Origin of the sequence: Solwaraspora sp. WMMA2056, from assembly GCF_030345095.1 — a bacterium.
Lineage (GTDB): Bacteria > Actinomycetota > Actinomycetes > Mycobacteriales > Micromonosporaceae > Micromonospora_E.
The window spans coordinates 2681914-2706269 of sequence record NZ_CP128360.1 but is presented as its reverse complement, the minus strand read 5'-3'; the positions used below and the strand labels follow the sequence as shown (position 1 = coordinate 2706269).

Annotated in this window: 20 protein-coding genes; 9 read left to right on the top strand and 11 right to left on the bottom strand. The window is 71.0% G+C overall.

Translation table 11 applies throughout. The features are described from left to right. Nucleotides 1–72: 72 nt before the first annotated feature. Nucleotides 73–2241, top strand: a complete 2169-nt coding sequence (locus O7608_RS12390; protein ID WP_289210096.1) for a transglycosylase domain-containing protein — start codon at nt 73–75, stop codon at nt 2239–2241. Here O7608_RS12390 and O7608_RS12385 read toward each other — a convergent pair. After that, nucleotides 2221–3810 (bottom strand): cobyrinic acid a,c-diamide synthase CobB, encoded by a 1590-nt coding sequence (locus O7608_RS12385; RefSeq protein WP_289210095.1) that lies wholly within the window; start codon nt 3808–3810, stop codon nt 2221–2223. The two genes, O7608_RS12390 and O7608_RS12385, sit on opposite strands and share 21 nt — an antisense overlap. 146 nt (nt 3811–3956) lie before the next feature. Between O7608_RS12385 and O7608_RS12380 the strand changes: the two genes are divergently transcribed. Together O7608_RS12380 and O7608_RS12375 are read left to right on the top strand one after the other, a co-directional pair. Beyond that, entirely contained in the window at nt 3957–4820 is an 864-nt protein-coding gene (locus O7608_RS12380; RefSeq protein WP_289210094.1) for an SURF1 family cytochrome oxidase biogenesis protein, read from the top strand. Beyond that, nucleotides 4817–6085 (top strand): APC family permease, encoded by a 1269-nt coding sequence (locus tag O7608_RS12375; protein WP_289210093.1) that lies wholly within the window; start codon nt 4817–4819, stop codon nt 6083–6085. Before O7608_RS12380 ends, O7608_RS12375 begins: the two co-directional genes overlap by 4 nt. A 31-nt stretch (nt 6086–6116) precedes the next feature. On the opposite strand, the gene O7608_RS12370 is transcribed toward O7608_RS12375, so the two are convergent. Further along, entirely contained in the window at nt 6117–6419 is a 303-nt protein-coding gene (locus O7608_RS12370) for a hypothetical protein (protein WP_289210092.1), read from the bottom strand. Between the two features lie 421 nt (nt 6420–6840). Continuing rightward, on the bottom strand, nt 6841–7113 hold the full coding sequence (locus tag O7608_RS12365; RefSeq protein ID WP_289210091.1) for a winged helix-turn-helix domain-containing protein: 273 nt from the start codon (nt 7111–7113) through the stop codon (nt 6841–6843). Nucleotides 7114–7458: 345 nt separating this feature from the next. Between O7608_RS12365 and O7608_RS12360 the strand changes: the two genes are divergently transcribed. After that, the gene (locus O7608_RS12360) at nt 7459–7884 is read left to right on the top strand and encodes a DivIVA domain-containing protein (RefSeq protein WP_289210090.1); all 426 of its coding nucleotides are present in this window, start codon (nt 7459–7461) and stop codon (nt 7882–7884) included. Nucleotides 7885–7984: 100 nt separating this feature from the next. On the opposite strand, the gene araA is transcribed toward O7608_RS12360, so the two are convergent. The 7 genes from araA to O7608_RS12325 form a co-directional block, all read right to left on the bottom strand. After that, nucleotides 7985–9493, bottom strand: a complete 1509-nt coding sequence (gene araA / locus O7608_RS12355) for an L-arabinose isomerase (RefSeq protein WP_289210089.1) — start codon at nt 9491–9493, stop codon at nt 7985–7987. Between the two features lie 40 nt (nt 9494–9533). Beyond that, the gene (locus tag O7608_RS12350; protein WP_289210088.1) at nt 9534–10223 is read right to left on the bottom strand and encodes an L-ribulose-5-phosphate 4-epimerase; all 690 of its coding nucleotides are present in this window, start codon (nt 10221–10223) and stop codon (nt 9534–9536) included. Next, nucleotides 10223–11905 (bottom strand): ribulokinase, encoded by a 1683-nt coding sequence (araB, locus tag O7608_RS12345; protein WP_289210087.1) that lies wholly within the window; start codon nt 11903–11905, stop codon nt 10223–10225. Before araB ends, O7608_RS12350 begins: the two co-directional genes overlap by 1 nt. Nucleotides 11906–11966: 61 nt before the next feature. Beyond that, entirely contained in the window at nt 11967–12992 is a 1026-nt protein-coding gene (gene yjfF / locus O7608_RS12340; RefSeq protein WP_289210086.1) for a galactofuranose ABC transporter, permease protein YjfF, read from the bottom strand. Continuing rightward, nucleotides 12989–14170: an ABC transporter permease gene (locus tag O7608_RS12335; protein WP_289210085.1), complete on the bottom strand. Its 1182-nt coding sequence runs from the start codon at nt 14168–14170 to the stop codon at nt 12989–12991. The genes yjfF and O7608_RS12335 overlap by 4 nt, the downstream gene beginning before the upstream one ends. Next, on the bottom strand, nt 14167–15693 hold the full coding sequence (locus O7608_RS12330) for a sugar ABC transporter ATP-binding protein (protein WP_289210084.1): 1527 nt from the start codon (nt 15691–15693) through the stop codon (nt 14167–14169). The genes O7608_RS12335 and O7608_RS12330 overlap by 4 nt, the downstream gene beginning before the upstream one ends. 113 nt (nt 15694–15806) lie before the next feature. Beyond that, on the bottom strand, nt 15807–16751 hold the full coding sequence (locus tag O7608_RS12325) for an ABC transporter substrate-binding protein (RefSeq protein ID WP_289210870.1): 945 nt from the start codon (nt 16749–16751) through the stop codon (nt 15807–15809). A gap of 524 nt (nt 16752–17275) precedes the next feature. Between O7608_RS12325 and O7608_RS12320 the strand changes: the two genes are divergently transcribed. The 5 genes from O7608_RS12320 (at nt 17276) to mmsB (ending at nt 22660) form a co-directional block, all read left to right on the top strand. Continuing rightward, a complete protein-coding gene (locus O7608_RS12320) occupies nt 17276–17428 on the top strand; it encodes a hypothetical protein (RefSeq protein WP_289210083.1) in 153 nt (50 codons plus the stop codon). 26 nt (nt 17429–17454) lie between these two features. After that, nucleotides 17455–18438: a LacI family DNA-binding transcriptional regulator gene (locus tag O7608_RS12315; protein ID WP_289210869.1), complete on the top strand. Its 984-nt coding sequence runs from the start codon at nt 17455–17457 to the stop codon at nt 18436–18438. Between the two features lie 355 nt (nt 18439–18793). Next, nucleotides 18794–19936 (top strand): multiple monosaccharide ABC transporter substrate-binding protein, encoded by a 1143-nt coding sequence (gene chvE, locus O7608_RS12310; protein ID WP_502959198.1) that lies wholly within the window; start codon nt 18794–18796, stop codon nt 19934–19936. Between the two features lie 7 nt (nt 19937–19943). Continuing rightward, complete coding sequence (gene mmsA / locus O7608_RS12305; RefSeq protein ID WP_289210082.1) at nt 19944–21482, top strand: multiple monosaccharide ABC transporter ATP-binding protein; 1539 nt, start codon at nt 19944–19946, stop codon at nt 21480–21482. Beyond that, entirely contained in the window at nt 21479–22660 is a 1182-nt protein-coding gene (gene mmsB, locus O7608_RS12300) for a multiple monosaccharide ABC transporter permease (RefSeq protein WP_289210081.1), read from the top strand. Before mmsA ends, mmsB begins: the two co-directional genes overlap by 4 nt. 336 nt (nt 22661–22996) lie before the next feature. On the opposite strand, the gene O7608_RS12295 is transcribed toward mmsB, so the two are convergent. After that, nucleotides 22997–24349 carry a condensation domain-containing protein gene (locus tag O7608_RS12295; RefSeq protein WP_289210080.1) on the bottom strand — a complete coding sequence of 451 codons (1353 nt, stop codon included), beginning with the start codon at nt 24347–24349 and terminating at the stop codon, nt 22997–22999. Between the last annotated feature and the right edge of the window lie 7 nt (nt 24350–24356).

The window sequence follows — 24356 nt, the reverse complement described above, 5'->3', positions numbered from 1 at the left end:
GTGACACGATTCGTCTTGTGGTTTTAATCCTTTTGGACATGTTTTGCGGCTGTCCGGCCTACGTTTGAAGCCGTGACCAAGCGCAGCCGAAACCCCGCCCGCCGTGGCCGCCTCGTCCAGTTGCTCCGCGCCGGTCTGATCGCCGGCGTCGTGGTCGCCGCCGCCGCCTACCCGCTGGCCGCAGTCGCCGGCCTCACCGTCATCGCCAGCACCCGGGCCATCGAACAGGTCCCGGAGAAGCTGCGCGACATCGACCCGGCCCAGACCACCTACGTGTACGCGGCGGACGGCCGGACCCTGGTGACGATGTTCTACGAGGAGCACCGCAAGTACGTCCCGCTGACCGAGATGTCGCCCTTCATCCAGCAGGCGATCGTCGCCTCCGAGGACGTCCGGTTCTACCAGCACAACGGCGTCGACCCCAAGGGTGTCGCCCGCGCGTTCGTGGCCAACTCCCAGGCCGGCGGGGTGTCCCAGGGCGGCTCCACGCTGACCATGCAGTACGTCCGGCTCGCCCTGCAGGAGACCGCCGAGACACCACTGGAGCTGCAGGCGGCGACCGCACAGACCCCCGGCCGCAAGATCCGCGAGATCCGGATCGCGATGGAGCTGGAGAAGCAGCTGTCCAAGCCGGAGATCCTGGAGCGTTACCTCAACGCCGCCTACTTCGGCCACCGGGCGTACGGCATCTACGCGGCCGCGGAGATCTTCTTCTCCAAACACCCCCGGGAACTCAGCGCCAGCGAGGCCGCGCTCATCGCCGGCCTGGTCAAGGCGCCGTCGGAGTACGACCCGGCCACCTCGGACCAGGCCGCCGCGACCGAACGCCGCAACTACGTCATCGACCGGATGGCCGCGCTGGGCTACCTGGCCCCCGCCGCCGCCGCGCGGTCCAAGGCCGAACCGATCCAGCTCAACCTGAGTACGCCACCCAACGAGTGTGTCTCGGTGCCGGCTGAGCACAACGACTGGGGCTTCTTCTGCGACTACCTGAAGTCCTGGTGGATGGGGCAGAAGGCGTTCGGCGACAGCCCGTCGGAGCGGCTGGGCAACCTGCGCACCGGCGGGTACCGGATCGTCACCAGCCTCGACCCGGCCACCCAGAAGGCCGCCCAGGACCAGGTCACCTCCCGGGAGTCGATCGGCAGCCCGTTCGCCCACGGACTGGTCGCCGTCGAGCCCGGCACCGGCCACGTCAGGGCGATGGCGATCAACCGGGTCTACTCGCTGGACCAGACCGACAACGGCGGGCACTCCAACCCCACCCTGCGCAGCAAGGGGGTCAAGGGCAACTACCCGAACACGGTGACCCCGCTGCTCGGCGGCGGCGACCTGCCCGGATACCAGGCCGGGTCGACGTTCAAGATGTTCACCATGCTGGCCGCGCTGGACGCCGGCATGCCGCTGCGCTCCGGCTTCAACGCCCCGCACCGGATCAACTCCATCTACGACGGCGGCGAAGGCACCAGCAGCTGCGGTGGCCGCTGGTGCCCGAGCAACGCCTCCGGCGCGATGGCCGGCTACCACTACATGTGGTCCGGCTTCGGCAAGTCGGTCAACACCTACTTCGTGTGGCTGTTGCAGCAGGTCGGCGCCGAGAAGGCGGTGCAGATGGCCGAACGGCTCGGGCTGCGCTGGCGCACCGACGTCGACAAGCGCAACGCCTCCCCCGAGCACGCCAGCAAATGGGGCGCGTTCACCCTCGGCGTGTCCGACGTGACGCCGCTGGAGATGGCGAACGCCTACGCCACCATCGCCGCAGACGGCAGCCACTGCGAGGACTCCCCGGTGCTGTCGGTGGAGAATCCGGACGGCAGCCCGGTCACCTACCGGACGTTGACCGGGGCCGAGGTCGAGGTGGCCACCCCGCGCTGCCACGCGGCGTTCTCGCCGGACGTGGCCCGCGCCGCCACCGACGCCGCCCGGTGCCCGGTCGGTGACCGGCCCGCCGCCGGCGGCTGCGGCGGCTGGTCCACCGCCGACGGCGTGGCCAAGGCGGTCGGCCGGCCGGTCGCCGGCAAGACGGGCACCACCGACAGCACCCGGTCGGCCTGGTTCACCGGCTACACCCCGGACCTCGCGGTGGCCAGCTTCATCGCCGACCCGGACAACCCGTTCAACGCCGTCGGCGACTGGCAGTCCCAGAAGCCGGTGGACACGGCGGCCGGCACGCTGAAGAACGCGCTCAAGGACCGACCGGTACGCCAGTTCGCGCCACCGTCAGCCGAGATCATCGGCTGAGTGCACCAGCAGCGGATCGGTGTCCTCCTCGGCCAGCGGCGTCGGACGCGCCATCGGCGGCATGGGCGGCATCGGGCCCATCGGCGGCATCGGCGACTCCTCCGGGACCGGACCGTCGCCACCGCGATGGTCCGGGCCGGGGACGCGCCCGTCGCCAGCCGGGCCCCGGGAGTCCGCGCCGGCCAACCGGCCATCGGCGGCGGCCAGGACCAGCCGCCGGGCGATGTCCGGCGCCCCGGCCCAGTGCAGCGTCAACTGGGAGGCGTGCACCCGACGCCAGACGAACCCCTCCGGTACCCCGTTGCCCCACGTCCACGCCGGGGTGTGCCCGGCGCGCGGGGAGACCACCACCTGATGCTGCTTGTAGCCGATCATCCGGCCACCCAGCGGGGCTACCGGGGTGGCCGCCCGCGACGTCGCCTCCCGGTAGCCGACGACCATCCGGTCCGAGGTCATCGCGGCCGCGTCGAACACCTCCCCCATCGGCCGGCCGTCGCACTCGCGGACCAGCCACAACAGGCCACTGCCCTCGGCCAGCACCGGCCGGCCGGCCCGGGCCAGATCCGCCACGGCGGCGGTCAACGCCCGGTTCGCCGACAACTCCGGCAGGTACGCCTCCGGCAACCCGCCGGGCAGGACCAGCGCCGCGGTCGCCTCCGGCAGCAGTTCGTCGCGCAGCGGGTCGAACGGCACCACCGCCCCACCGGCGGCGGTGATCAGCTCCACCGTCTCGGTGTAGCCGTAGACCAGCTCCGGCGTACCGGCGACGGCGATCACCGGTCGCCGTACCGGCGGCGTCACCGGCGGGGCGCCGGCCGCCTCCGCCTCGGCGGCCAGGGCGTCCGCGGCCGACCAGGCCGGCACCGGCAGCGGCGGCGCCGACCGGGCCAGGGCCAGCACCCGGTCGAGGTCCACGGCGGCGTCCACCGCCTCACCGAGGCGACGGATCAGCCGTACGGTGTCGATGCTGTGGTGCGCCACCGGCACCACCCCGGCGGCGCGGGGAATGCCGGCGGGCAGCTCGCCCCGGTGCAGCGCGCCCAGCACCGGCACCCCGATGTCGTCGAGCGCCTCGCGCAGCACCTGCTCGTGACGGGCCGAACTGACCCGGTTGAGGATCACCCCGGCGAGCCAGATCAGGTCGTCGTAGGCCCGGAAGCCGTGCACCAGCGCACCGATCGACTGGCCCATCGCCGCCGCGTCGACCACCATCACCACCGGAGCCCGCAACGCGGTGGCCACCGTCGCCGTCGACGCACTGTCCGCCCGGGTGCCCAGACTGTCGTACAGGCCCATCGCCCCACCGAGCACCGCGACGTCCGCCCCGGCCGCGCCGTGGGCCAGCAGCGGACCGATCCGGCCGGTGCCGACCAGCATCGGGTCCAGGTTGCGGCCGGGCCGGCCGGCGGCGGCCCCGAGGTACGCCGCGTCGGTGTGGTCCGGTCCGATCTTCGCCCCGGCGGTGCTCAGGCCGAGCTCGCGCAACGCGGCGAGCAGCCCGATCGCCACCGAGGTCTTACCGTGTCCAGAGGCGGGGGCACTCACCACCAGGCGGGGCACGGACGGCATCTGCGACTCCTCTGTGCTGGTCTGCGGTTGCGGCGGTCGGGCTGAGCTGGCCGGTGCGGTGGTCGTGCCGGTCGCCGCGCGGGCCCCGTCACCCCCGGACGGAGTGGAGGGACAGCCGCAAGACGTTACCGGGTAGCCTCCGACATGTGTACCGGTTCCTGCTGACGCCCCGATGGTTGGGTCACCTCGCGCTGGCGGTGGTGGCCGCCACGGTGATGGTGCAGCTGGGCAACTGGCAGCTCGACCGCTACCACCAACGCAGCGAGGTCAACGACCGGATCGACGCCGCCGCCGACCAGATCCCGGTGGCGGTGACGCAGGTCGTCGGCCCGCCCGGGGCGGCCGCCGGTACCGCCGGTGCGCCGCCGCCGCAGTCGGCGACCTGGACCCGGGTCACCGCGACCGGGCGCTACGACGTCGACAACCAGGTCCTGGTCCGCAGCCGGACGGCGAACAGCCGGGTCGGTTTCGAGATCGTCACCCCGCTGGTGCTGGCCGACGGCTCCGCCGTCCTGGTCGACCGGGGCTGGATCCCGCCGGCCGACAGCGGCGCCGACGCGCAGCCGCAACTGCCGGCCACACCCACCGGTGAGGTGACCGTGATCGGGCTGGTCCGCCAGCCGGAGCCGATGTCCGGTGCGGTCACCCGCCGCGACGGCAAGTTGGAGACCCGCCGGATCGCCACCGGAGCCCTCGCCACCGAGCTGCCCTACCCGGTACGCGGCGGCTACCTGCTGCTGCAGGAGCAGACCCCGACGCCGGACCCGGCGTTCGTCGCGGTCGCCATCCGGCACGAGAACAGCTGGCAGAACGGCGGGTACGTGGCCCAGTGGTGGATCTTCGCCGCGATGACCCTGGTCGGGTACGGCTGGCTGGCCCGCCGGGAGGCGCACACCCGCCGAGCCGCCGAGCCTGGACCCACCGACCGGGCGGCCGCGACATCCAGACCCACCGACCGGGCGGCCGCGCAACAGCGGCAGACCGACCGGGCGGCCAACCCGCCGGCATGACCGCCGCCGACACCCCGCTGGCCCGCCGGCTCGGCACCCGCGACGCCGTCGTCATCGGGCTCGGGGCGATGATCGGCGCCGGGGTCTTCGCGGCGTTCGCCCCGGCGGCGGCCGCCGCCGGCGGATGGCTGCTGGCCGCCCTCGCGATCGCCGCCGTGGTGGCGTACTGCAACGCGATGTCGTCGGCCCGGCTGGCCGCCCGCTACCCGGAGTCCGGCGGCACCTACGTCTACGGCCGGCAGCGGCTCGGCGACCTCTGGGGCCACCTCGCCGGCTGGGGCTTCGTGGTCGGCAAGACGGCCTCCTGCGCGGCGATGGCGCTCACCGTCGGCAGCTACCTGGCACCGGCGTACGCCCGGCCGGTCGCGGTCGCGGCGGTGGTCGCGCTCACCGTACTGAACCTGTTCGGCGTGCACCGGTCGGCGTGGGCGACCCGGGTGATCGTCACCGTCGTGTTGACGGTGCTGGCCGCCGTGGTCGTCGTCGGGCTGCTCGGCGGTGCCCGACCGGTCCTCGGCACAGCGGGGGCCGGCGCGGCCGGCGGCGGACCGGTCGACGGGTGGGGGGTGCTGCAGGGTGCCGGCCTGCTCTTCTTCGCGTTCGCCGGCTACGCCCGGATCGCCACCCTCGGCGAGGAGGTCCGCGACCCGCAGCGCACCATCCCCCGGGCGATCCCGATCGCGCTGGGCATCACCCTGGCCGTGTACGCGCTGGTCGCGGTCGCCGTGCTGCGGGCGCTGGGCCCGGCCGGGCTGGCCGACACGCCGGCACCGCTGGCCGCCGCCGTGTCCCAGGTCGGTGCCGGCTGGTTGACCCCGGTGGTACGCATCGGCGCGGCCACGGCGGCGCTCGGCGCGCTGCTGGCGTTGATCCTCGGGGTGTCCCGGACCGTGTTCGCGATGTCCCGGGGCCGGCACCTGCCCGCCGGGCTGGACGCCGTGCATCCGCGTCGGCAGGTGCCGCACCGGGCGGAGATCGCGGTCGGCGTCGCGGTGGTGGCCCTGGTCTGCGTCGCCGACCTGCGCGAGGCGATCGGCTTCTCGTCGTTCGGCGTACTGGTCTACTACGCGGTGGCCAACGCCGCCGCGCTGACCCTGCACCGCGACGAGGGCGCGTTGCCGAGGGCCGTACCACTCGTCGGGATCGTCGGCTGCCTGCTGCTGGCCGCCACCCTGCCCGGTGCGGCGGTGCTCACCGGGCTGGCCGTGTTCGCCGTCGGCGTCGTCGTCTGGTGGGCCGGTCGCGGCGTGCGCGCCCGACGCTGACCGACAACCTACGCGTGGTCTGAGGCCATGATCATGGTTTCGGGACTACCGTGACGCTTGGCTCAGGACGGTCCACCGAGAGCAAGAAAACGCTCATCAGTAGCGAAATTGCCACGGTGAGCAGAGAGATAGCGAGAAAAACCTGATACGCGGTCCGGTGCTGCCGATCGGCACGCAGTCCCCAGATTGAAGCAACCGCCCCGGCAGCCCCTACCGCACCGGCCAGCAGGAAGTTCACGATCAACGTCGCCAGACCAAGGGCGGACAGGACCGCCACAAAAACAATTCTGAAGTTCGTCCGCTCCGAACTGAGGGACTCTTGCTGGGTTGACATGGTATTCCTCCTGCGCTGTTGACAGATCGTACAGGATCCCCCTCACGTCCACACGCCGACGAGGGGCCGGCGCGAGAACCCATCGCAATTGCGGCGGCCCTCGCACCGGCGTAGCTCGATCAGAATATCGAGCAGGTGAAATTGCCCGAGTGACCACCATTCGCCATACCGTTCAGGCGAAGGCACTCGTCGACCGTCTGCACGTCCCAGCCGCCGACCCCCAAAATAAACCGTTGCTTAGCCCACCGCGGCAGATCCGAGTCGGTGCGGCCGCCAGCGACAGCTGCGAGGCTGACCCGACACGAGAAGCCCGCCTTCCCGACCCTCCTTGTCACTTGCCCGGCTACCAGCCGCTGAGGTGGGCTGGTTAGTGACGATTGGATGCCAGGAAGCCAGGCGAAGTGTCGCTATGCCGCAACCCTCAGATCTCGAAATCCGGCTCGTCATCATCGTCGCCGTCGGGCAGTAGCCATCGGTCGCTGGGCTCGACGAACGTGCCCTTGCCCTGGTGACGGCGGACCAGCCGGCGGGCTTCCAGCCGTACGAGGACCATCTTGATGGTCGTGGCGCCGACCTTGTAGCGCTGGCTCATCTCGGCGATCGAGAGCAGCTTCTCCCCTGGCTTGAGCCGCCCGCTGACGATCGCGGCGGCGTAGGCGTCCGAAATGCGGACATAGTCGGGCTGCGTAGGCATTTCGAGTCTCCTTGCACGGCAACCCGATTCGATCACGAGACACGTGACCGCGACAAGGATTCGTTGACATAGGCGGCTTAGCCGCCTAAGTTTTGACGCGAGCACTCCTTGCACGGCAGCTTGGGGCGCTCACCTCCGGTCGGGGCGGTCAGCGAGTCATGCCGCTCGTTGGGCGTCCCGGCCCCGAAGGTTTGCCCTGGTCGCCGTACTGCCAAGGAGGGCTGCGGCGATTGGGGTGGGGTGGCCCCGTCGGGATCGGCAAGCGGCAGGGCCACCCCCGTCCAGACACACCCACGACACCGCCCGAACGGCACCAGCAGCGAAGACAATGGGGAGGAACACGTGATGCGAGAGCTCTGGCGACGCTGGCGACTGCGCTGGCAACGCCGCAAGATGGCCACCACCCCGCCACGTGACTGGCCGCAGGGCAGCGGCGTCTACCGCGTACCCGCTGGTCGCAGCCGCAACCAGCGACCCACCGCGTACCGGCCGATCCGCCCTTGGCAGATCCGCAGCCACCGCTTCCCGACGGCCCCCCGGCGCGGCGGCGGCCGGGGCCTCGACCCCGGCGAAGTCGCCGCCTTCCTCGAACGGATCGCCCACGACCTCGGCATCGTCTACGCCGAACTCGACCGCACCTACGAACAGAACGACCGCATCAAGGACGCGCTCCGCCGCTGGCAGACCAGCCAGGCCCTCGCCGCGCAGACCACCATGCACCTGCCCGCCTGGACCGGCACCAGCGCCACCACCCGGTACGCGGGGCAGTGACCGACCAGCCCCCGACCAGGCGTCACCCCGAAATCTCTGATCCGGGCATCCACCCGTCCTGCTGCCCGGGGCGCCAGCACCCGGGCAGCAGGACGGCGGCTCAGAAGCCCCGGGCCAGCCGGTGGTACGCCTGACTCCAGCGCAACTCGGCGGCGAACCGCCGGGTCGTCGTATCGGCGTCGATGACCGCCAACTCGGTGCCGGTCATCTCGGCCAGATCGTGCAACTCGTCCACCCCGACGGCCTGGGAGAGGACGGTGTGATGCGGGCCGCCGGCGGTCAGCCACGCCTCCGCCGACGTCGGCAGGTCCGGCTCGGGGCGCCACACCGCCCGGGCCACCGGCAACTTCGGCAACGGCTGTGCCGGCGGCACGACCTCTATCTCGTTGGCCACCAGGCGGAACCGTTCGCCCAGGTCGACCATGCCGAGCACGACGGCCCGGCCGGGTGCGGCGTCGAAGACCAGCCGTACGGGGTCCTCGCGGCCGCCGATGCTCAGCGGATGGATCTCACACGACGGGGTGTCGGCGGCGATGCTCGGGCAGACCTCCAGCATGTGCGCGCCGAGGATCCGCTCCTGACCGGGGGTCAGGTCGTAGGTGTAGTCCTCCATGAACGACGTGCCGCCGTCGAGCCCGGTCGACATCGCCTTCAGGGTGCGGACAAGTACGGCCGTCTTCCAGTCGCCTTCGCCGCCGAAGCCGTAGCCGTCGGCCATCAGCCGCTGCACCGCCAGGCCGGGCAGTTGCCGCAGCCCGCCGAGGTCCTCGAAGTTCGTGGTGAACGCCCGGAAGCCGCCCTCGGTGAGGAAGCCGCGCAGGCCCAGCTCGATGCGGGCGGCGTAGCGCAGCGAGTCGTGCCGGTCGCCGCCGGCCCGCAGCGCCGGGTCGACCCGGTACCGCTGCTCGTACTCGTCGACCAGGACCTTGACGTCGGGGTCCGGCACCGCGTCGACCGCCTCGACGAGCTCGTTCACCCCGTACGTGTTGACCGAGACGCCGAACCGGACCTGCGCCTCCACCTTGTCGCCTTCGGTCACCGCGACGTTGCGCATGTTGTCGCCGAACCGGGCCAGCTTCAGCGACCGCAGCTCGCTGTGGCCGATCGCGGCCCGCGCCCAGCCGGCGATCCGACCGACGACCCGGGGGTCGCTGACGTGGCCGGCGACGGTCTTGCGGGCCACCCCGAGCCGGGTCTGCACGTAGCCGAACTCGCGGTCGCCGTGCGCGGCCTGGTTCAGGTTCATGAAGTCCATGTCGATCTCTGCCCACGGCAGTTCGACGTTGGCCTGGGTGTGCAGGTGCAGCAGCGGCTTGCGCAGCGCGTCCAGCCCGGCGATCCACATCTTGGCCGGCGAGAAGGTGTGCATCCAGGCGATCACGCCGACCACGTCGGGTTCGGTGTTGGCCGCCAGGCAGACCCGGAGGATCTCCTCCGGGCTGGTCAGCACCGGGCGCCAGACGATCTCGACCGGCAACCCGTCGGCGGCGCCGAGCCGGCCGGCGATCTCCTGGGACTGCTCGGCCACCTGGCGCAGCGTGTCGTCGCCGTACAGCCCCTGGCTGCCGGTGAGGAACCACACCTGCGCGGACCGTTTCCCTGCCTCCATCACAGATCCCCCTTTAGTACAACAATCCGCCGGTCGCAGCTCACCGCTGGCCGTACACGTTCTGGTAGCGCTCGTACAGCGCGTCGATCGCGGCCTGCGGCAGCGGCTCGACCGGGCCGAGCTGACGGGCCAGGTGGATCGTGCGGGCGACGTCCTCGCACATCACCGCCGCCTTCACCGCCGCCTTGGCGGTGGCGCCGATGGTGAACGGACCGTGCTGACGCATCAGGACGGCCGGCGAGCGGTGACCGGTGAGCGTCTCGACGATGCCCCGGCCGATCGCGTCGGAACCGATCAACGCGAACGGCCCGACCGGGATCTCGCCGCCGAACTCGTCGGCCATCGCGGTCACCGCGCACGGGATCGGCTCGCACCGGGCGGCCCAGGCGGTGGCGTACGGGCTGTGCGTGTGCACCACCCCGCCGACGGCCGGCATGTGCCGGTAGACGTACGCGTGCGCCTCGGTGTCGCTCGACGGCGCGTAGTCGCCTTCGACCAGGGTGCCGTCGAGGTCGGTGACGACCATGTGCGCCGGGGTGAGCTCGTCGTAGCTGACCCCGGAGGGCTTGATCACCAGCAGGTCGGCGCCGGGCACCCGGGCCGAGACGTTGCCGCTGGTCCAGGTGACCAGACCCCAGCGGGTCAGGTGCTCGTGCAGCCGGCACACCTCGGCGCGCAGCCGGACGATCTCGGCGGCCACGTCGGCGCTGGGCTGAGCGGTGGTGGTCATCAGACGGAAGCCTCCCGGTCGGAGCGGGCGAGAGCGGCGTTACGGATGTCCCGCAGCCGGTGCATCGCCTTGTCGGCGCCGGTGCCGAAGTGGTCGTGCAGCAGCTGGTACTCGGCGTACAGCAGGTCGTAGCCGGCGGCGCGGTCGGCGTCGGGCCGGTAGACGGCGGTCTCCACCGCGCCCATCGCACCGGCGGCGGTGACCACGTCCGGGTACGCCCCGGCGGCGACCGCCGCGTGGATCGCCGAGCCGAGCGCCGGCGCCTGGTCGGAGCTGGCCACGCTGACCGGCCGGCGCAGCACGTCGGCGTAGATCTGCATGATCAGCTTGTTGCGCTTGAGGCCACCGGCGACGACGAACTCGGTCACCGGCAGCCCGGCCCGTTCGAACGTCTCCACGATGGTCCGGGTGCCGAAGGCGGTCGCCTCGATCAGTGCCCGGTAGATCTCGTCCGGCCGGGTGGCCAGGGTGAGCCCGACGATCAGCCCGGACAGGTGGTGGTCGACCAGGACCGACCGGTTGCCGCTGTGCCAGTCCAGGGCGACCAGCCCGTGCCCGCCGACCGGCTGCTCGGCGGCCTGCCGGGTGAGCAGCTCGTGCACGCTGAGCCCGAGGCGAGCCGCCTCGTCGTGCACCGCCGGCGGTACGGCGTGGTCGACGAACCAGGCGAAGATGTCGCCGACGCCGGACTGGCCGGCCTCGTAGCCGTACGCCCCGGCGGTGATGCCGCCGTCGACGACGCCGCAGATGCCGGGGACCTCGACCAGGTCGGTGCCGTTCATCACGTGGCAGGTGGAGGTGCCCATCACGGCGAGCAGCTGGCCGGGGGCGACCGCGCCGGCGGCCGGCGGGGTGACGTGGGCGTCGACGTTGCCGACGGCGACCGCGATACCGGCCGGCAGCCCGGTCCAGCCGGCGGCCTCGGCGCTCAGCCCGCCGGCCCGCGCACCCAGCGGCAGGATCGGATGCTCCAGCCGGGTCGCCGCGAAGTCGGCGAAGTCGGGGTGCAGCGCCGCCAGGTACGCCGGGTCCGGGTACCGGCCGTCCTGGTGGATGCCCTTGTAGCCGGCGGTGCAGGCGTTACGGGTCTCGGTGCCGCACAGCTGCCAGACGATCCAGTCGGCGGCCTCGATCCACCGCTGGGTACGGGCGTAGACCTGCGGATCCTCCTCCAGCACCTGCAGCGCCTTGGCGAACTGCCACTCGGCGGAGATCCGGCCGCCGTAGCGGCCGATCCACGGTTCGCCGCGCTCGTGCGCGAGGGCGTTGATCCGGTCGGCCTGCGGCTGCGCCGAGTGGTGCTTCCACAGTTTCGGCCAGGCGTGCGGCCGGTCGGCAAGCTCGGGCAGCTGGCACAGCGGGGTGCCGTCGGCGAGGGTCGGCAGCACGGTGCAGGCGGTGAAGTCGGTGGCGATGCCGATCACCTGCGCCGGGTCGACGCCGGCGTCGGCCACGGCCGCCGGTACGGCGTGCCGCAGCACCTCACGGTAGTCCTCGGGGTCCTGCAGCGCCCAGTCCGGCGGTAGCGGTTTGCCGCTGCTGGGCAGGGCCCGGTCGATGACGGCGTTGCGGTACTCGTGCACCGCCGAGCCGAGCTCCGCGCCGTCGGCGACCCGGACCACGACCGCCCGTCCGGACAGGGTGCCGAAGTCGATGCCGATGGTGTACTGGTCGGTGTTCACCCGTTCTCCCTGTGGTGGAGTCCTGTCTGACCACTATGGTGGATCTGACCGCTATGGCGAGTCATCTGCGCCGCCGGGTCACCAGGCGTTGCAGGATGATGAAGGCGAACAGCAGGGCGCCGATGACGATCTTCGTCCACCAGGAACTCAGGTTGCCCTGGAAGGCGATGATCGTCTGGATGAGACCGAGCACACCGACGCCGAGTACGGTGCCGAGCAGGTAGCCGGACCCGCCGGTGAGCAGCGTGCCGCCGATCACCACGGCGGCGATGGCGTCGAGTTCCATGCCCTGGGCGTGCAGGCTGTAGCCGGAGAGCATGTAGAAGCTGAGCAGCACCCCGCCGAGCGCGGCGCAGAAGCCGCTGATGGTGTAGACGGCGATCCGGGTCCGGGCGACCGGCAGGCCCATCAGCAACGCCGACTGGGGGTTGCCGCCGACCGCGTAGACGTTGCGGCCGAACGGGGTGTAGGACAGCACGTACGCCGCGATCAGGACGACGATGAGCGCGATGACCACGCTGATCGAGATGAACAGACCGTCACCGAACCGGATCCGGTGCTGCGCCATCGTGGTCCAGAACCCGTCGGTGATCGTGATCGAGTCCCGGGTGATCAGGTGGCACAGGCCGCGGGCGAAGAACATGCCGGCGAGGGTGGCTATGAATGGTTGGATGTCGAAGAAGTGGATGACCAGGCCCATCAGCAACCCGATCGTGGTGCCGATCAGCAGCACCACCGGGAGCACCACTCCGGCCGGCCAGCCCTCGCGCAGCAGTACGGCGGCGCAGACCGTGGTCAGCGCGACCACCGCGCCGACGGACAGGTCGATCCCGCCGGTGAGGATGACGAAGGTCATGCCGACCGCCACGACCAGCAGGAAGGCGTTGTCGACGAAGATGTTCAGCGCGACCTGTGGCCGGGAGAACCGGGGGTAGTTGAGCGCGCCGAGCCCGTACATGGTGGCCAGCAGGGTGAGCGTGGCCACCACCGGCAGGTGCCGCGACTGCGGCAGGTACCAGCGGTGCCGGGGGGCGCTCACCGTCGCAGCGGCGGCGGCCCGCTGCTGGGGGTCGCTGATGTCGATCATGCCTGTACCTCCGCCGCTGCCTGTCCGGCCGGGGTCGTTGCCGTCGGTGCGGCCGCTCGTGGTGCGTCGTCACCGGTGCCGCCGGACCGGGGAGCGGATGGGCCACCCGGACCGCCGGGACCACCCGGACCGCCGGGACCGCCCGGCCTGGTCTGGCCGCCACGGCGACCGAGGCCGGTGACCCGGGCCCGGAACGCCGGCGACTGCGCCAGGCAGAGCACGATCACCACGACCGCCTTGAACAGCAGGTTCGCTTCGCTGGGAATGCCGATGGTGTAGATGGTGATGTCGAGGGACTTGATGATCACCGCGCCGAGGACGCTGCCGGCCAGGGAGAACCGGCCACCGGTCAGGGCGGTGCCGCCGATCACGACCGCGAGGATCGCGTCGAGTTCGATCAGGTTGCCGGCGTTGTTGCCGTCGGCGCTGGAGACGTTGGAGCTGAAGATCAGCCCGGCGATGCCGGCGCAGAGCCCGGCGAAGACGTACGCCAGGACGATCAGCTGCCGGGAGCGGATGCCGGCCAGCCGGCTGGCGGTCGGGTTGCCGCCGACCGATTCGACGAGCATGCCGAGCGCGCTGCGGCGGATCAGCAGCGCGGCGGCGGTGACGACCCCGGCCACGATCAGCACCGACACCGGCAGGGTCAGCGCGTACCCGGCACCGATCACCTTGTACGGCGCGGAGTTGACGTTGATGATCTGCCCGTCGGTGATCAGCTGCGCCAGTCCTCGACCGGCGACCATCAGGATCAGGGTGGCGATGATGGGCTGGATGCCGATCAGCGACACCAGCGTGCCGTTCCAGAGGCCGAGCAGCAGCGACAGGCCCAGCGCCATGGCCACCGCGAGCAGCACCCCGGAGACGCTGTTCTGGTCGGTCAGGCCGCTGATGTGCAGGCAGGCGATCGCACCGGAGATGGCCATGACCGAGCCGACCGACAGGTCGATGCCGCCGGTGGCGATGACCACTGTCATCCCGACCGCGGCCAGGATCAGCGGGGTGCTGGCCCGCAGGATGTCGATCAACGAGCCGTACAGATGTCCGTCGCGCATCGTGATCGAGAAGAAGCTCGGAGTGAAGAACAGGTTGCTGACCAGCAGCACCACCAGAATCAGCACCGGCCAGAACAGCCGCTGCCGGCCGAGTCCGATCAGTCGTCGGCGTGCCTCGCTCATGCCGCCACCTCCCCGGCGATCGTGCGCATGATCCGCTCGGCGTCGACTCCCTCGCCGTTGGCCAGCTGGTCGATCATCTGCCGGTCCCGCAGGACGGCGATCTTGTGACTGAGCCGGAGGACCTCCTCCAGCTCGGCGCTGATGAACAGCACCGCCATGCCGCCGCTGGCCAGCTCGACCACCAGGCGTTGGATCTCCGCCTTGGCACCGACGTCGATACCCCGGGTCGGCTCGTCGACGATCAGCAGCCGCGGCTCGGTGATCAGCCACCGGGCCAGCAGGACCTTCTGCTGGTTACCGCCGGAGAGGTTGCGGATCGGCAGGTCCGGGTCGGCCGGCCGGATCTGCAGGGCGGCGATGTACTTGGCCACCAGCTCGTCCTGCCGGCGGCGGGGAATCGGCCGGGCCCAGCCGCGGGCCGCCTGCAGGGCGAGGATCAGATTCTCCCGTACGGAGAGTTCCTCGATGACGCCCTCGGCGCGCCGGTTCTCCGAGCAGAAGGCGATCCCGTTGGCCATCCCGACCCGGGGGCCGCGCACCGTCGTCGGCCGACCGTCGATGGCGATCCGGCCCCGGTCGGCGCGGTCGGCGCCGAACAGCAGCCGGGCCGCTTCGGTGCGGCCGGAGCCGAGCAGGCCGGCGAAGCCGACCACCTCTCCGGCGTGGATGGTGAGGTCGAACGGGGCGATCGCCCCGGACCGGCCGAGTCTGGTGGCCTCGAGTACGGGTTCGCCGCCCTCGAGACTGTCCAGGTCGGGTTTGGACTGACCGTCGAGCTGCTCCAGGACGCTGAGTTCCTTGCCGATCATCTTGCCGACCAGCTCCAGCTGGCTCAGCTCGGCGACCGGCCACTCGCCGATCAGCCGGCCGTTGCGCAGCACCGTCATCCGGTCGGCGATCTCGTAGACCTGGTCGAGGAAGTGCGACACGAACAGGATCGCCACCCCCTCGTCCTTGAGCTGGCGGATCACCGCGAACAGCTCGGCGACCTCCGAGGCGTCCAGACTGGAGGTCGGCTCGTCGAGGATGAGCACCTTGGCGGAGATGTCGACCGCGCGGGCGATGGCGACCATCTGCTGTACGGCGAGCGAGTAGCTGGCCAACGGTGCGCTGACGTCGATGTCGAGGTGCAGCCGGCGCAACAGCTCGGTCGAGTGCCGGCGCATCGCCGCCCACCGGATCGCGCCGAACCGACGGGGTTCCCGGCCGATGAAGATGTTCTCGGCCACCGAGAGGTTGGGGCAGAGGTTCACTTCCTGGTACACGGTGCTGACCCCGGCCTGCTGTGCCTGCAGCGGCCCGGTGAACCGCACCTGGTCGCCGGCGAGCCTGATCTCACCCCGGTCGATCCCGTAGACCCCGGTGAGCACCTTGATCAAGGTCGACTTGCCGGCACCGTTCTCGCCCATCAGGGCGTGCACCTCGCCGGGGAACATCCGGAAGTCGACGTCGTCGAGTGCGACGACGCCGGGGAAGGTCTTGCCGATTCCCGTCATCTCCAGGATCGGCACCACGTCGGTCATCCGTACCTCTCACTGCTGTCGCTGCCGCCGGCCGCCGCCGGGCTCGGGCGTCGGGGAGACCGCCACCGGCGGCCCTGCCGGGGTGTGTTCCGGTCAGGGCCGCCGGTCGTGGCTCAGTACTCCCGGGTGGGCAGGGCTTCCTTCGCCTGCTCCTGGGTGAAGGTGGTCTCCTCGGTGACCACCCGCTTCGGTACGGTCTCACCGGCGTGCACCTGCTTGACCAGCTCCATCAGCTGTGGCCCGAGCAGCGGGCTGCACTCCGCGATGAAGTTGATCTTGCCGTCGGCCAGGGCCTGCATGCCGTCGCGGACCGCGTCGATCGTGATGATCGTGATGTCCTGACCCGGCACCAGACCCGCGGCCTCGATCGCCTCGATGGCACCCAGGCCCATGTCGTCGTTGTGCGCGAACAGCACGTCGATGTCGTTGTGCGCCTGCAGGAAGGCCTCCATGACCTCCTTGCCCTTGGCGCGGGTGAACTCGCCGGTCTGCGACGCGATAATCTCGAACTTCGGGTCGGCGGCGATCGCCTCACCGAAGCCCTGCTTGCGGTCGTTGGCCGGCGCCGAGCCGGTGGTGCCCTGCAGCTCGACGATCTTGACCGGTCCCGGGTTGTCGGCGAACTCCTCGACCAGCCACTCCCCGGAGAGCCGACCCTCGAGGACGAAGTCGGAGCCGATGAAGCTCTCGTAGAGCGTCTCGTCCTGCGAGTCCACCGCCCGGTCGGTCAGGATCACCGGGATGTCGGCGTCCTTGGCCTCCTTGAGCACCGTGTCCCAGCCGGACTCCACGACCGGCGAGAAGGCGATCACGTCGACCTGCTGGGCGATGAAGTTGCGGATCGCCTTGATCTGGTTTTCCTGCTTCTGCTGCGCGTCGGCGAACTGCAGGGTGATCCCGGCCTCCTTGGCGGAGTCCTGGACCGACTTGGTGTTCGCCGTACGCCAGCCACTCTCGGCGCCGACCTGGGAGAAACCGAGGACGATCGCGTCGTCCCCGCCACCTGCGGCGCCGTCGCCGCCGGAGTCACCGCACGCGGCGGCGGTCGCCACCATCATCGCCGCGATCGCGACGGCGGAAAAACGTCTGAGCACTGCCTACCTCCCGCTGAGGCTGATGCCGCCCGCCAGGGGGACGGACGGCCGGCGGTCGAAACGGCCGGCGGGGCCGGTGGACCGATTGTTAGCGTTAACGTTGTCGCGGGTCGAAGCCCTCGTGGTACGTCGTGGCCTTCGACCCGTTTGCGCCCTCTCCAGGTGGCCAGACTGGAGCGGAGCCGTGCGGCAGCTGGGGGGCAACCGCCGCGTTTCAGGAGTGTTACCGTTCTCATCGAGCGCGTCAAGGGGGTGAATCGGGGCCGTTACCGGTCCGTTGCGAGGAACGCCCGTGAATCCCCCGGGCGAGCGCGGATCCCGCAGATGAGCGATAACATAGACAGCTGTCGTCCGCCAGAGTAGCCGCTCCGTTGCCCACCGCGTGCCGCCCGCCCGGCGTACGACCGGCCGGGCGGTCGGTCACGGCGGTCACCTACACGCTGCCAGGCGTGATGGCGCGCCACGGTAGGTGACCGCTAACCTCGCTGGTGACGGAGCCGCCGCCGGTGGTGACCGGGCCGGCCGGCGTACCCGGCCCGGCACGTCGGACCGCCGCGCGGACCGGCACCGACGCCGGGCCGTCAGATCATCGGCACAGCGCCGGCTCGACCCGGCAGGACTTCGAGGGTGGGCAACGGTGAGCAGCAGAAGCGTCCGGGAACCGGCGATGACGGATGTGGCCCGGCTGGCCGGGGTCAGCCACCAGACGGTGTCCCGGGTGCTCAACGGCCACCCGAACGTACGGGAACAGACCCGGCTGCGGGTGCGGGCCGCGATCGCCGAGCTCGGCTACCGGCCGAACCGGGCCGCCCGGGCCCTGGTGACCGGGCGGTCCCAGGTGATCGGCGTGGTGGCCCAGAACTCCACTCTCTATGGTCCGGCGTCGCTGCTGGCCGCCTTCGAGCAGGCTGCCGGCGCGGCCGGGTTCGCGGTGAACGTCGGCAGCGTCCGCAGCCTGGACCGGCAGTCCATCGCCGGCGTGGTGGATCGCCACCTGGACCAGCGGGTCGCCGGGCTGGTGGTGATCGCCCCCGTGGTGAGCGCCGGGGAGGCCGTCGAGCAGGTGCCCGACGGCGTACCGCTGGTGACCATCGACGGCGATCCACGGCGCAACACCGCGCTGGTCACCGTCGACCAGGCCGCCGGCGCCCGGGCCGCCACCCGCTGTCTGCTGGAGGCCGGCCACTCCACCGTCTGGCACGTCTCCGGACCGGCGGACTGGTTCGACAGCGCCGGGCGGATCGCCGGCTGGGAGGAGACCCTGCGGGAGGCGGGCGCGGAGGTGCCGCCCCTGGTGCCCGCCGACTGGAGTGCCGCGTCCGGTTACCGGGCCGGGCAGATGCTGGCCCGGATGCGCGACGCCACCGCGGTCTTCGCCGCCAACGACCACCTCGCGCTCGGCATCCTGCGCGCCCTGAGCGAGCGGGGCCGCCGGGTCCCCGACGAGGTCAGCATCGTCGGCTTCGACGACGTGCCCGAGGCCGCCTACTTCACTCCCCCGCTGACCACCGTACGGCCGGACTTCGACGCGGTGGCCAAGGCGAGCCTGGCGTTGCTGCTGCGGCAGATCGAGTCCGGCGCCCGCAGCGACGAGCGACTCACCATCGAGCCGACCCTGGTCAGCCGCGACAGCGTGGCCCCGCCCCACTGACCCGCCGGCTCACTGACCGTCGACCCGCTGACCCGCCGACCGACTCGGGTCGACCGCTCACCGGCGCGGATCGACCGCCGGTCGCCACGGGTCGAAGATGTTTCGCACCGATTTCATCAACCTTGCACAGACTGCTTGACAGCGATCTTGTTAGCGATAACACTGCTGACTCACACGGCCAACGACCAGGCAACATATCCCTAATGTGGACGGCTGCGCCAGCCGCGCCGCCGCCCTGTCCCCGACCTCGGTCGGCGTACCTGCGGTCATGCCGTCCGGCCCGATCGCCGGTGCCGCACCCGGCACTCCCACCCGTGGCGACCGCCGCGGGCATCCCACCCGAGGGGAGACGTTCGTGTACCCACGCACCATCACCATGAGTCGACGCGCGGTCGCGGTCGGCGCGGCAGCCGTGCTGGCCGCCGCGCTGACCGCCTGCGGATCCAGTGAGAAGACCGTCGACCAGCAGGGCACCGGCGGCGACAACACCGGAGCCCTCGTCGGTGTCACCATGCCGACCCGGGTCTCCGAGCGCTGGATCAGCGACGGCGACAACGTCAAGGCCGCGCTGGAGGAGCTCGGCTACGAGGTCGACCTGCAGTACGCCGAGAACGACATCCCCACCCAGGCCAACCAGATCGAGAACCAGATCACCCGGGGTGCCCGGCTGCTGATCGTCGCCTCGATCGACGGCACCGCGCTCTCCACCCAGCTGGAGCAGGCCGCTGACCAGGGCATCCCGGTCATCGCCTACGACCGGCTGATCCGTAACAGCCCCAACGTGGACTACTACGCCACTTTCGACAACTTCAAGGTCGGCGTCCAGCAGGCCACCTCGCTGCTCGTCGGGCTCGGCATGCTCAACGCGGACGGCTCCGCCGGTGCGGCCACCGGACCGTTCAACATCGAACTGTTCGCCGGCTCCCCGGACGACAACAACGCCACCTTCTTCTTCAACGGCGCGATGTCGGTGCTGCAGCCGCACATCGACTCCGGCAAGCTGGTGGTCCGCAGCGGCCAGACCGACTTCGACACCGTCGCGATCCTGCGCTGGGACCCGGGCACCGCCCAGCAGCGGATGGAAAACATCCTCACCCGGACCTACCAGGGCGGCGTCACCGTCGACGGGGTGCTCTCGCCGTACGACGGACTCTCCATCGGCATCCTGTCCGCGCTCAAGAGCAACGGGTACGGCACCGCCGGCCAGCCCTACCCGGTGGTGACCGGGCAGGACGCCGAGGAGGCCTCGGTCAAGTCGATCCTGGCCGACGAGCAGTACTCGACGATCTTCAAGGACACCCGGGAGCTGGCCAAGAAAACGGTCGAGATGGCGCACGCCATCCTCAACGGGAACGAGCCGGAGGTCAACAACACCACCGACTACGACAACGGCGAGAAGGTCGTCCCGTCGTACCTGCTCGAACCGGTGATCATCGACAAGAGCAACTACGAGCTGTTGATCGAGAGCGGCTACTACACCGCGGACCAGCTGGGCTGAGCCGACGATGACCGCCGACGCCATCCTGCAGATGCGGGGAATCACCAAGACCTTCCCCGGCGTACGCGCTCTGCACGACGTGAACCTGAGCGTACGCCGGGGCGAGATCCATGCCATCTGCGGCGAGAACGGCGCCGGCAAGTCGACCCTGATGAAGGTCCTCTCCGGCGTCTACCCGCACGGGTCGTACGCCGGAGAGGTCACCTTCGACGGCCGGCCGTGCCACTTCGCCGGCATCCGCGACAGCGAGCACCGGGGCATCGTCATCATCCACCAGGAGCTGGCGCTGTGCCCGCAGCTGTCCATCGCGGAGAACATCTTCCTCGGCAACGAGCAGACCCGGCGCGGGCTGATCGACTGGAACCACACCAACCACCAGGCGGCCCGGCTGCTGGCCACGGTGGGTCTGGCCGAGAACCCGACCACGATCGTGTCCGAGATCGGCGTCGGCAAGCAGCAGCTCGTGGAGATCGCCAAGGCACTGTCCAAGCAGGTCAAGCTGTTGATCCTGGACGAGCCGACGGCCGCGCTCAACGACGAGGATTCCGCGCACCTGCTGGACCTGCTGCGTGGGCTGCGTGACACCGGCATCACCTGCGTGATCATCTCGCACAAGCTCGACGAGATCCTCGCCGTCGCGGACACGATCAGCATCCTGCGCGACGGTGAGCTGATCGAGACCCTCGACGTGGCCGACGACGGGGTCACCGAGGACCGGCTGATCTCCGGCATGGTCGGCCGGTCGATGGAGCACCGGTTCCCACCCCGGACCCCGTCGATCGGTGCCGAGGCGCTGCGGATCGAGGACTGGACGGTGCACTCCCCCGACGGTGACCGGCTGGTGATCGACCGGGCGAACCTGACCCTGCGCCGGGGCGAGATCGTCGGCCTCGCCGGACTGATGGGTGCCGGGCGGACCGAGCTGGCGATGAGTGTCTTCGGGCGGGCGTACGGCCGCGACATCAGCGGCCGGCTCGTCAAGGACGGCCGACCGGTGGAACTGCGCTCAGTTCGCGAGGCGATCGACCACGGACTGGCGTACGCCACCGAGGACCGCAAGCGGTACGGCCTGAACCTGATCGAGGACATCCAGCGCAACGTGTCGGCGGCCGGGCTGAGCCGGCTGGCCCGGCGCGGCTGGGTCGACGAGGGCGCGGAGCACCGGGTGGCCCAGGAGTTCCGGGCCAACATGAACATCAAGGCCCCGAGCGTGGCCAGCATCGTCGGCAAGCTCAGCGGCGGCAACCAGCAGAAGGTCGTGCTCTCCAAGTGGATCTTCACCGAGCCGGACGTGCTGATCCTCGACGAACCGACCCGGGGCATCGACATCGGCGCCAAGTACGAGATCTACTCGATCATCAACCAGATCGCCGACAACGGTACGGCGGTCCTGGTCATCTCCTCGGAGCTGCCTGAGCTGATCGGGCTCTGCGACCGGATCTACACGTTGTCGGCCGGCCGGATCACCGGCGAGGTCCAGCGTGCCGACGCCACCCAGGAACGACTCATGCAGCACATGGTGCAGGGACAGGAGGCCGGTCGGTGAACGCCGCCCGAATCAACATCCGCGAGAGCGGGATCTACATCGCGTTCGGGCTGATCGTCGCACTGTTCGCGGTGTTGACCGACGGCGCGCTGCTGCAGCCGCAGAACATCTCGAACATCATCGTGCAGAACTCGTACGTGCTGATCCTGGCGATCGGGATGATCCTGATCATCATCGCCGGGCACATCGACCTGTCGGTCGGCTCGGTGGTCGGGGTGACCGGGGCGATCGCCGCCGTCCTGATGGTCGAGCACGACGTGCCCTGGCCGCTGGCGCTGCTGATCACCGTCATCGCCGGTGCCGCGATCGGCGCCTGGCAGGGCTTCTGGATCGCGTACTTCGGGATTCCGGCGTTCATCGTCACCCTCGCCGGCATGCTGCTGTTCCGGGCGCTGACCCTGACGGTGCTCGGCAACCAGGGCATCGGGCCGTTCCCGGACCCGGTCCGCACCCTCGCCAACGGCTTCACCGAAGGCTATCTGGGCAACATCGGACTCGGTCCGCTCGGCGGCGCGGACCTGACAAGTCTGTTGATCGGCCTGTTCGCCGTCGGCGGGATCGCGGTCAGCCAGTGGCGGGCCCGGGCCGCCAAGCTCGGCTACGACCAGGCGGTCGAGCCGCTGCCGCTGTTCCTGCTGAAGATCCTCGGCGCGTCGGCGGTGGTGCTGTTCGTCATCGTGCAACTGGCCCGGTTCAAGAACCTGCCCTGGGTGCTGGTGCTGCTGGCAGCGCTGGTGCTCGGCTACTCCCTGCTGACCAAGCGCGCCGTCTTCGGCCGGCAGATCTACGCCATCGGCGGCAACCTGCAGGCCGCAGTGCTGTCCGGGGTGAAGGCCCGCTCGGTGGTCTTCTGGATCTTCGTCAACATGGGTGTGCTGGCGTCGGTCGCCGGGATCGTCTTCGCCGGCCGGCTCAACCTGGCCGGACCGACCGCCGGTAACACCTTCGAGCTGGACGCGATCGCCGCCGCCTTCATCGGCGGTGCCGCCGTGCAGGGCGGGGTCGGCAAGGTGATCGGCGCGGTCACCGGCGGCCTGATCATGGGCGTGATCAACAACGGCATGTCACTGATCGGCGCGTCCAGCGAGAACGTCATGCTGGTCAAGGGCGCGGTGCTGCTCGCTGCGGTCGCCTTCGACGTGTGGACCAAGCGTCGGGCCGGAGCCAGCGCCCGCTGACTCCCGCCCGCTGACTCCGCCCGGTGACCGCCGTCGCGCCGATGGGTGTCGGAAATGGGTGGCGGTGCGGCGCAGCTCACCATCGCCCGGCGCCGCCGCACCGCCGCAGACCACCGCCGCTAGCCTGCTGGAGCTCAGTGGCTCCGCCAGCACCGGCCAACCCGGTGACGGTGGCCTGATCCGGCCACCTGCGGAGGTCACCTCGCGTTCCGTAGGCAACCACGCCTACCGCGACCTGCCCCGCCCCCACACGACGGGGGCGGGGCAGGACACTTTCAGGTGGAACAGTGACCGGGCCATCCCCCACAGTGCAACCTCTGGGCCCCGGTCGCCGGGTCAGCCGCCGGCGGCCCGCACCAGGCTCGCCTCGACGGTGACCAGCAGGTCCTCGACGTCGCCGGGCGGCAGGTACCCGGTGTCCGCCGTGACCACCAGCGCGGCCCCGCCCGGGTCGTCCATCACCTGCCAGCGGCACCGCCAGGCAAACCGGTCCGGTGCCGGCAGCCAGGTCAGCACACTGCGGTCGGTCGCGGCCCACAGTGCCGCCCGGTCGGCGACCGGTGCCGGCCCGCTCTCCCGGGGCAGCCGCAGGTCGTTGACGTAACAGTGTGGTGCCAACGCGGAGGCGAGGTGGTGTCCACGCGCGGCGAACGCCGCCGCCAGCGTCGCCGGGTCGTAGTAGGCGTGCCGGTACGCCGCCAGTGCCGCCTGCCAGGTCGGGCCGAGCAGGTCGGTGAGGCGACGCCGGCCGGTCAGGTCGAGGTGACACAGTCCGATCTGGTTGAGGCTGGCGACGGCGGTGCGGTGGTGCACCCGGAACCGGTTGCTGGACATGGTGACCAGCCCACAGCCGTCGGTGCCGGCCCGGTCGGCGACCGCCAGGGCGATCGCGGCCAGCAGCACCGTGGCGGTGCTCACCCCGTACCGGGCGGCGACCGCCCGGGCGGCCAGGTCCACCGCGCCGGAGACCAACCGGGCGACCCGGTGCCGTGGCCCGGCGCCGACCGGATCATGCGACCCGGCACCGACCCCGGCCGGGAACATCTCGGCGGGCAGGCGCTCGAACTGCGCGAGCCAGTGCCGCGCCGCCCGCTGCGACCGGGGGCCGCCGTGGCGCGCCTCGTCGGCGGCGACGTCCGCCGGTTGCCAGCCGGCCGGTCCGGGTACGGCACCGCGCAGCACCGCCAGCCGCAGGTCCCGCAGCAGGATCTCGGCGGCGTGGAAGTCGACCACGGCGTGGCTGAAGGCGAGCGCCACCTGACGTATCCGGTCACCGCAGCGGACCAGACCGACCCGCAGGGCGAACTCGTCACGGTGGTCCACCGGGTCGGCGGCCAGTTCCGCGGCGAGCTCCGTCGCGGCCCGCGCACCGTCGGGGTCGGCCCGCGACGGCGGTACGGCGAGCAGGCGCACCGGCAGCGTGCCGGTGGCCGCGACCACCTGGCACAGGTCGTCGCCGGCCGGCTGGAAGCCGGTTCGCAGCGCCGCGTGCCGCTCGACGAGCAGCCCGACCGCCCGGCTCAGCCGCCCGACGTCGGCGTCGACCCGGTCGGGCACCCGCAGGGTGCGGGGCAGGTAGGGCACCGCCGGGGCGGTGTCGAAGGCGGCCCGGTCCGGCCAGGTGGCGCGTTGGCTCCAGGTCAGCGGTGCCACGGCGGCCGACGACGCGGCGACCCGAATGTTGGGCACCGGACGG

What these genes read in the sequence shown, in the direction of transcription:
- O7608_RS12350 (WP_289210088.1), bottom strand. Translation starts at nt 10,223, where the DNA reads ATGACCACCACCGCTCAGCCCAGCGCCGACGTGGCCGCCGAGATCGTC.
- yjfF (WP_289210086.1), bottom strand. Translation starts at nt 12,992, where the DNA reads ATGATCGACATCAGCGACCCCCAGCAGCGGGCCGCCGCCGCTGCGACG.
- araA (WP_289210089.1), bottom strand. Translation starts at nt 9,493, where the DNA reads ATGGAGGCAGGGAAACGGTCCGCGCAGGTGTGGTTCCTCACCGGCAGC.
- mmsA (WP_289210082.1), top strand. Translation starts at nt 19,944, where the DNA reads ATGACCGCCGACGCCATCCTGCAGATGCGGGGAATCACCAAGACCTTC.
- O7608_RS12375 (WP_289210093.1), top strand. Translation starts at nt 4,817, where the DNA reads ATGACCGCCGCCGACACCCCGCTGGCCCGCCGGCTCGGCACCCGCGAC.
- O7608_RS12385 (WP_289210095.1), bottom strand. Translation starts at nt 3,810, where the DNA reads ATGCCGTCCGTGCCCCGCCTGGTGGTGAGTGCCCCCGCCTCTGGACAC.
- O7608_RS12330 (WP_289210084.1), bottom strand. Translation starts at nt 15,693, where the DNA reads ATGACCGACGTGGTGCCGATCCTGGAGATGACGGGAATCGGCAAGACC.
- O7608_RS12365 (WP_289210091.1), bottom strand. Translation starts at nt 7,113, where the DNA reads ATGCCTACGCAGCCCGACTATGTCCGCATTTCGGACGCCTACGCCGCC.
- O7608_RS12335 (WP_289210085.1), bottom strand. Translation starts at nt 14,170, where the DNA reads ATGAGCGAGGCACGCCGACGACTGATCGGACTCGGCCGGCAGCGGCTG.
- O7608_RS12360 (WP_289210090.1), top strand. Translation starts at nt 7,459, where the DNA reads ATGCGAGAGCTCTGGCGACGCTGGCGACTGCGCTGGCAACGCCGCAAG.
- O7608_RS12370 (WP_289210092.1), bottom strand. Translation starts at nt 6,419, where the DNA reads ATGTCAACCCAGCAAGAGTCCCTCAGTTCGGAGCGGACGAACTTCAGA.
- O7608_RS12315 (WP_289210869.1), top strand. Translation starts at nt 17,455, where the DNA reads ATGACGGATGTGGCCCGGCTGGCCGGGGTCAGCCACCAGACGGTGTCC.
- O7608_RS12325 (WP_289210870.1), bottom strand. Translation starts at nt 16,751, where the DNA reads ATGATGGTGGCGACCGCCGCCGCGTGCGGTGACTCCGGCGGCGACGGC.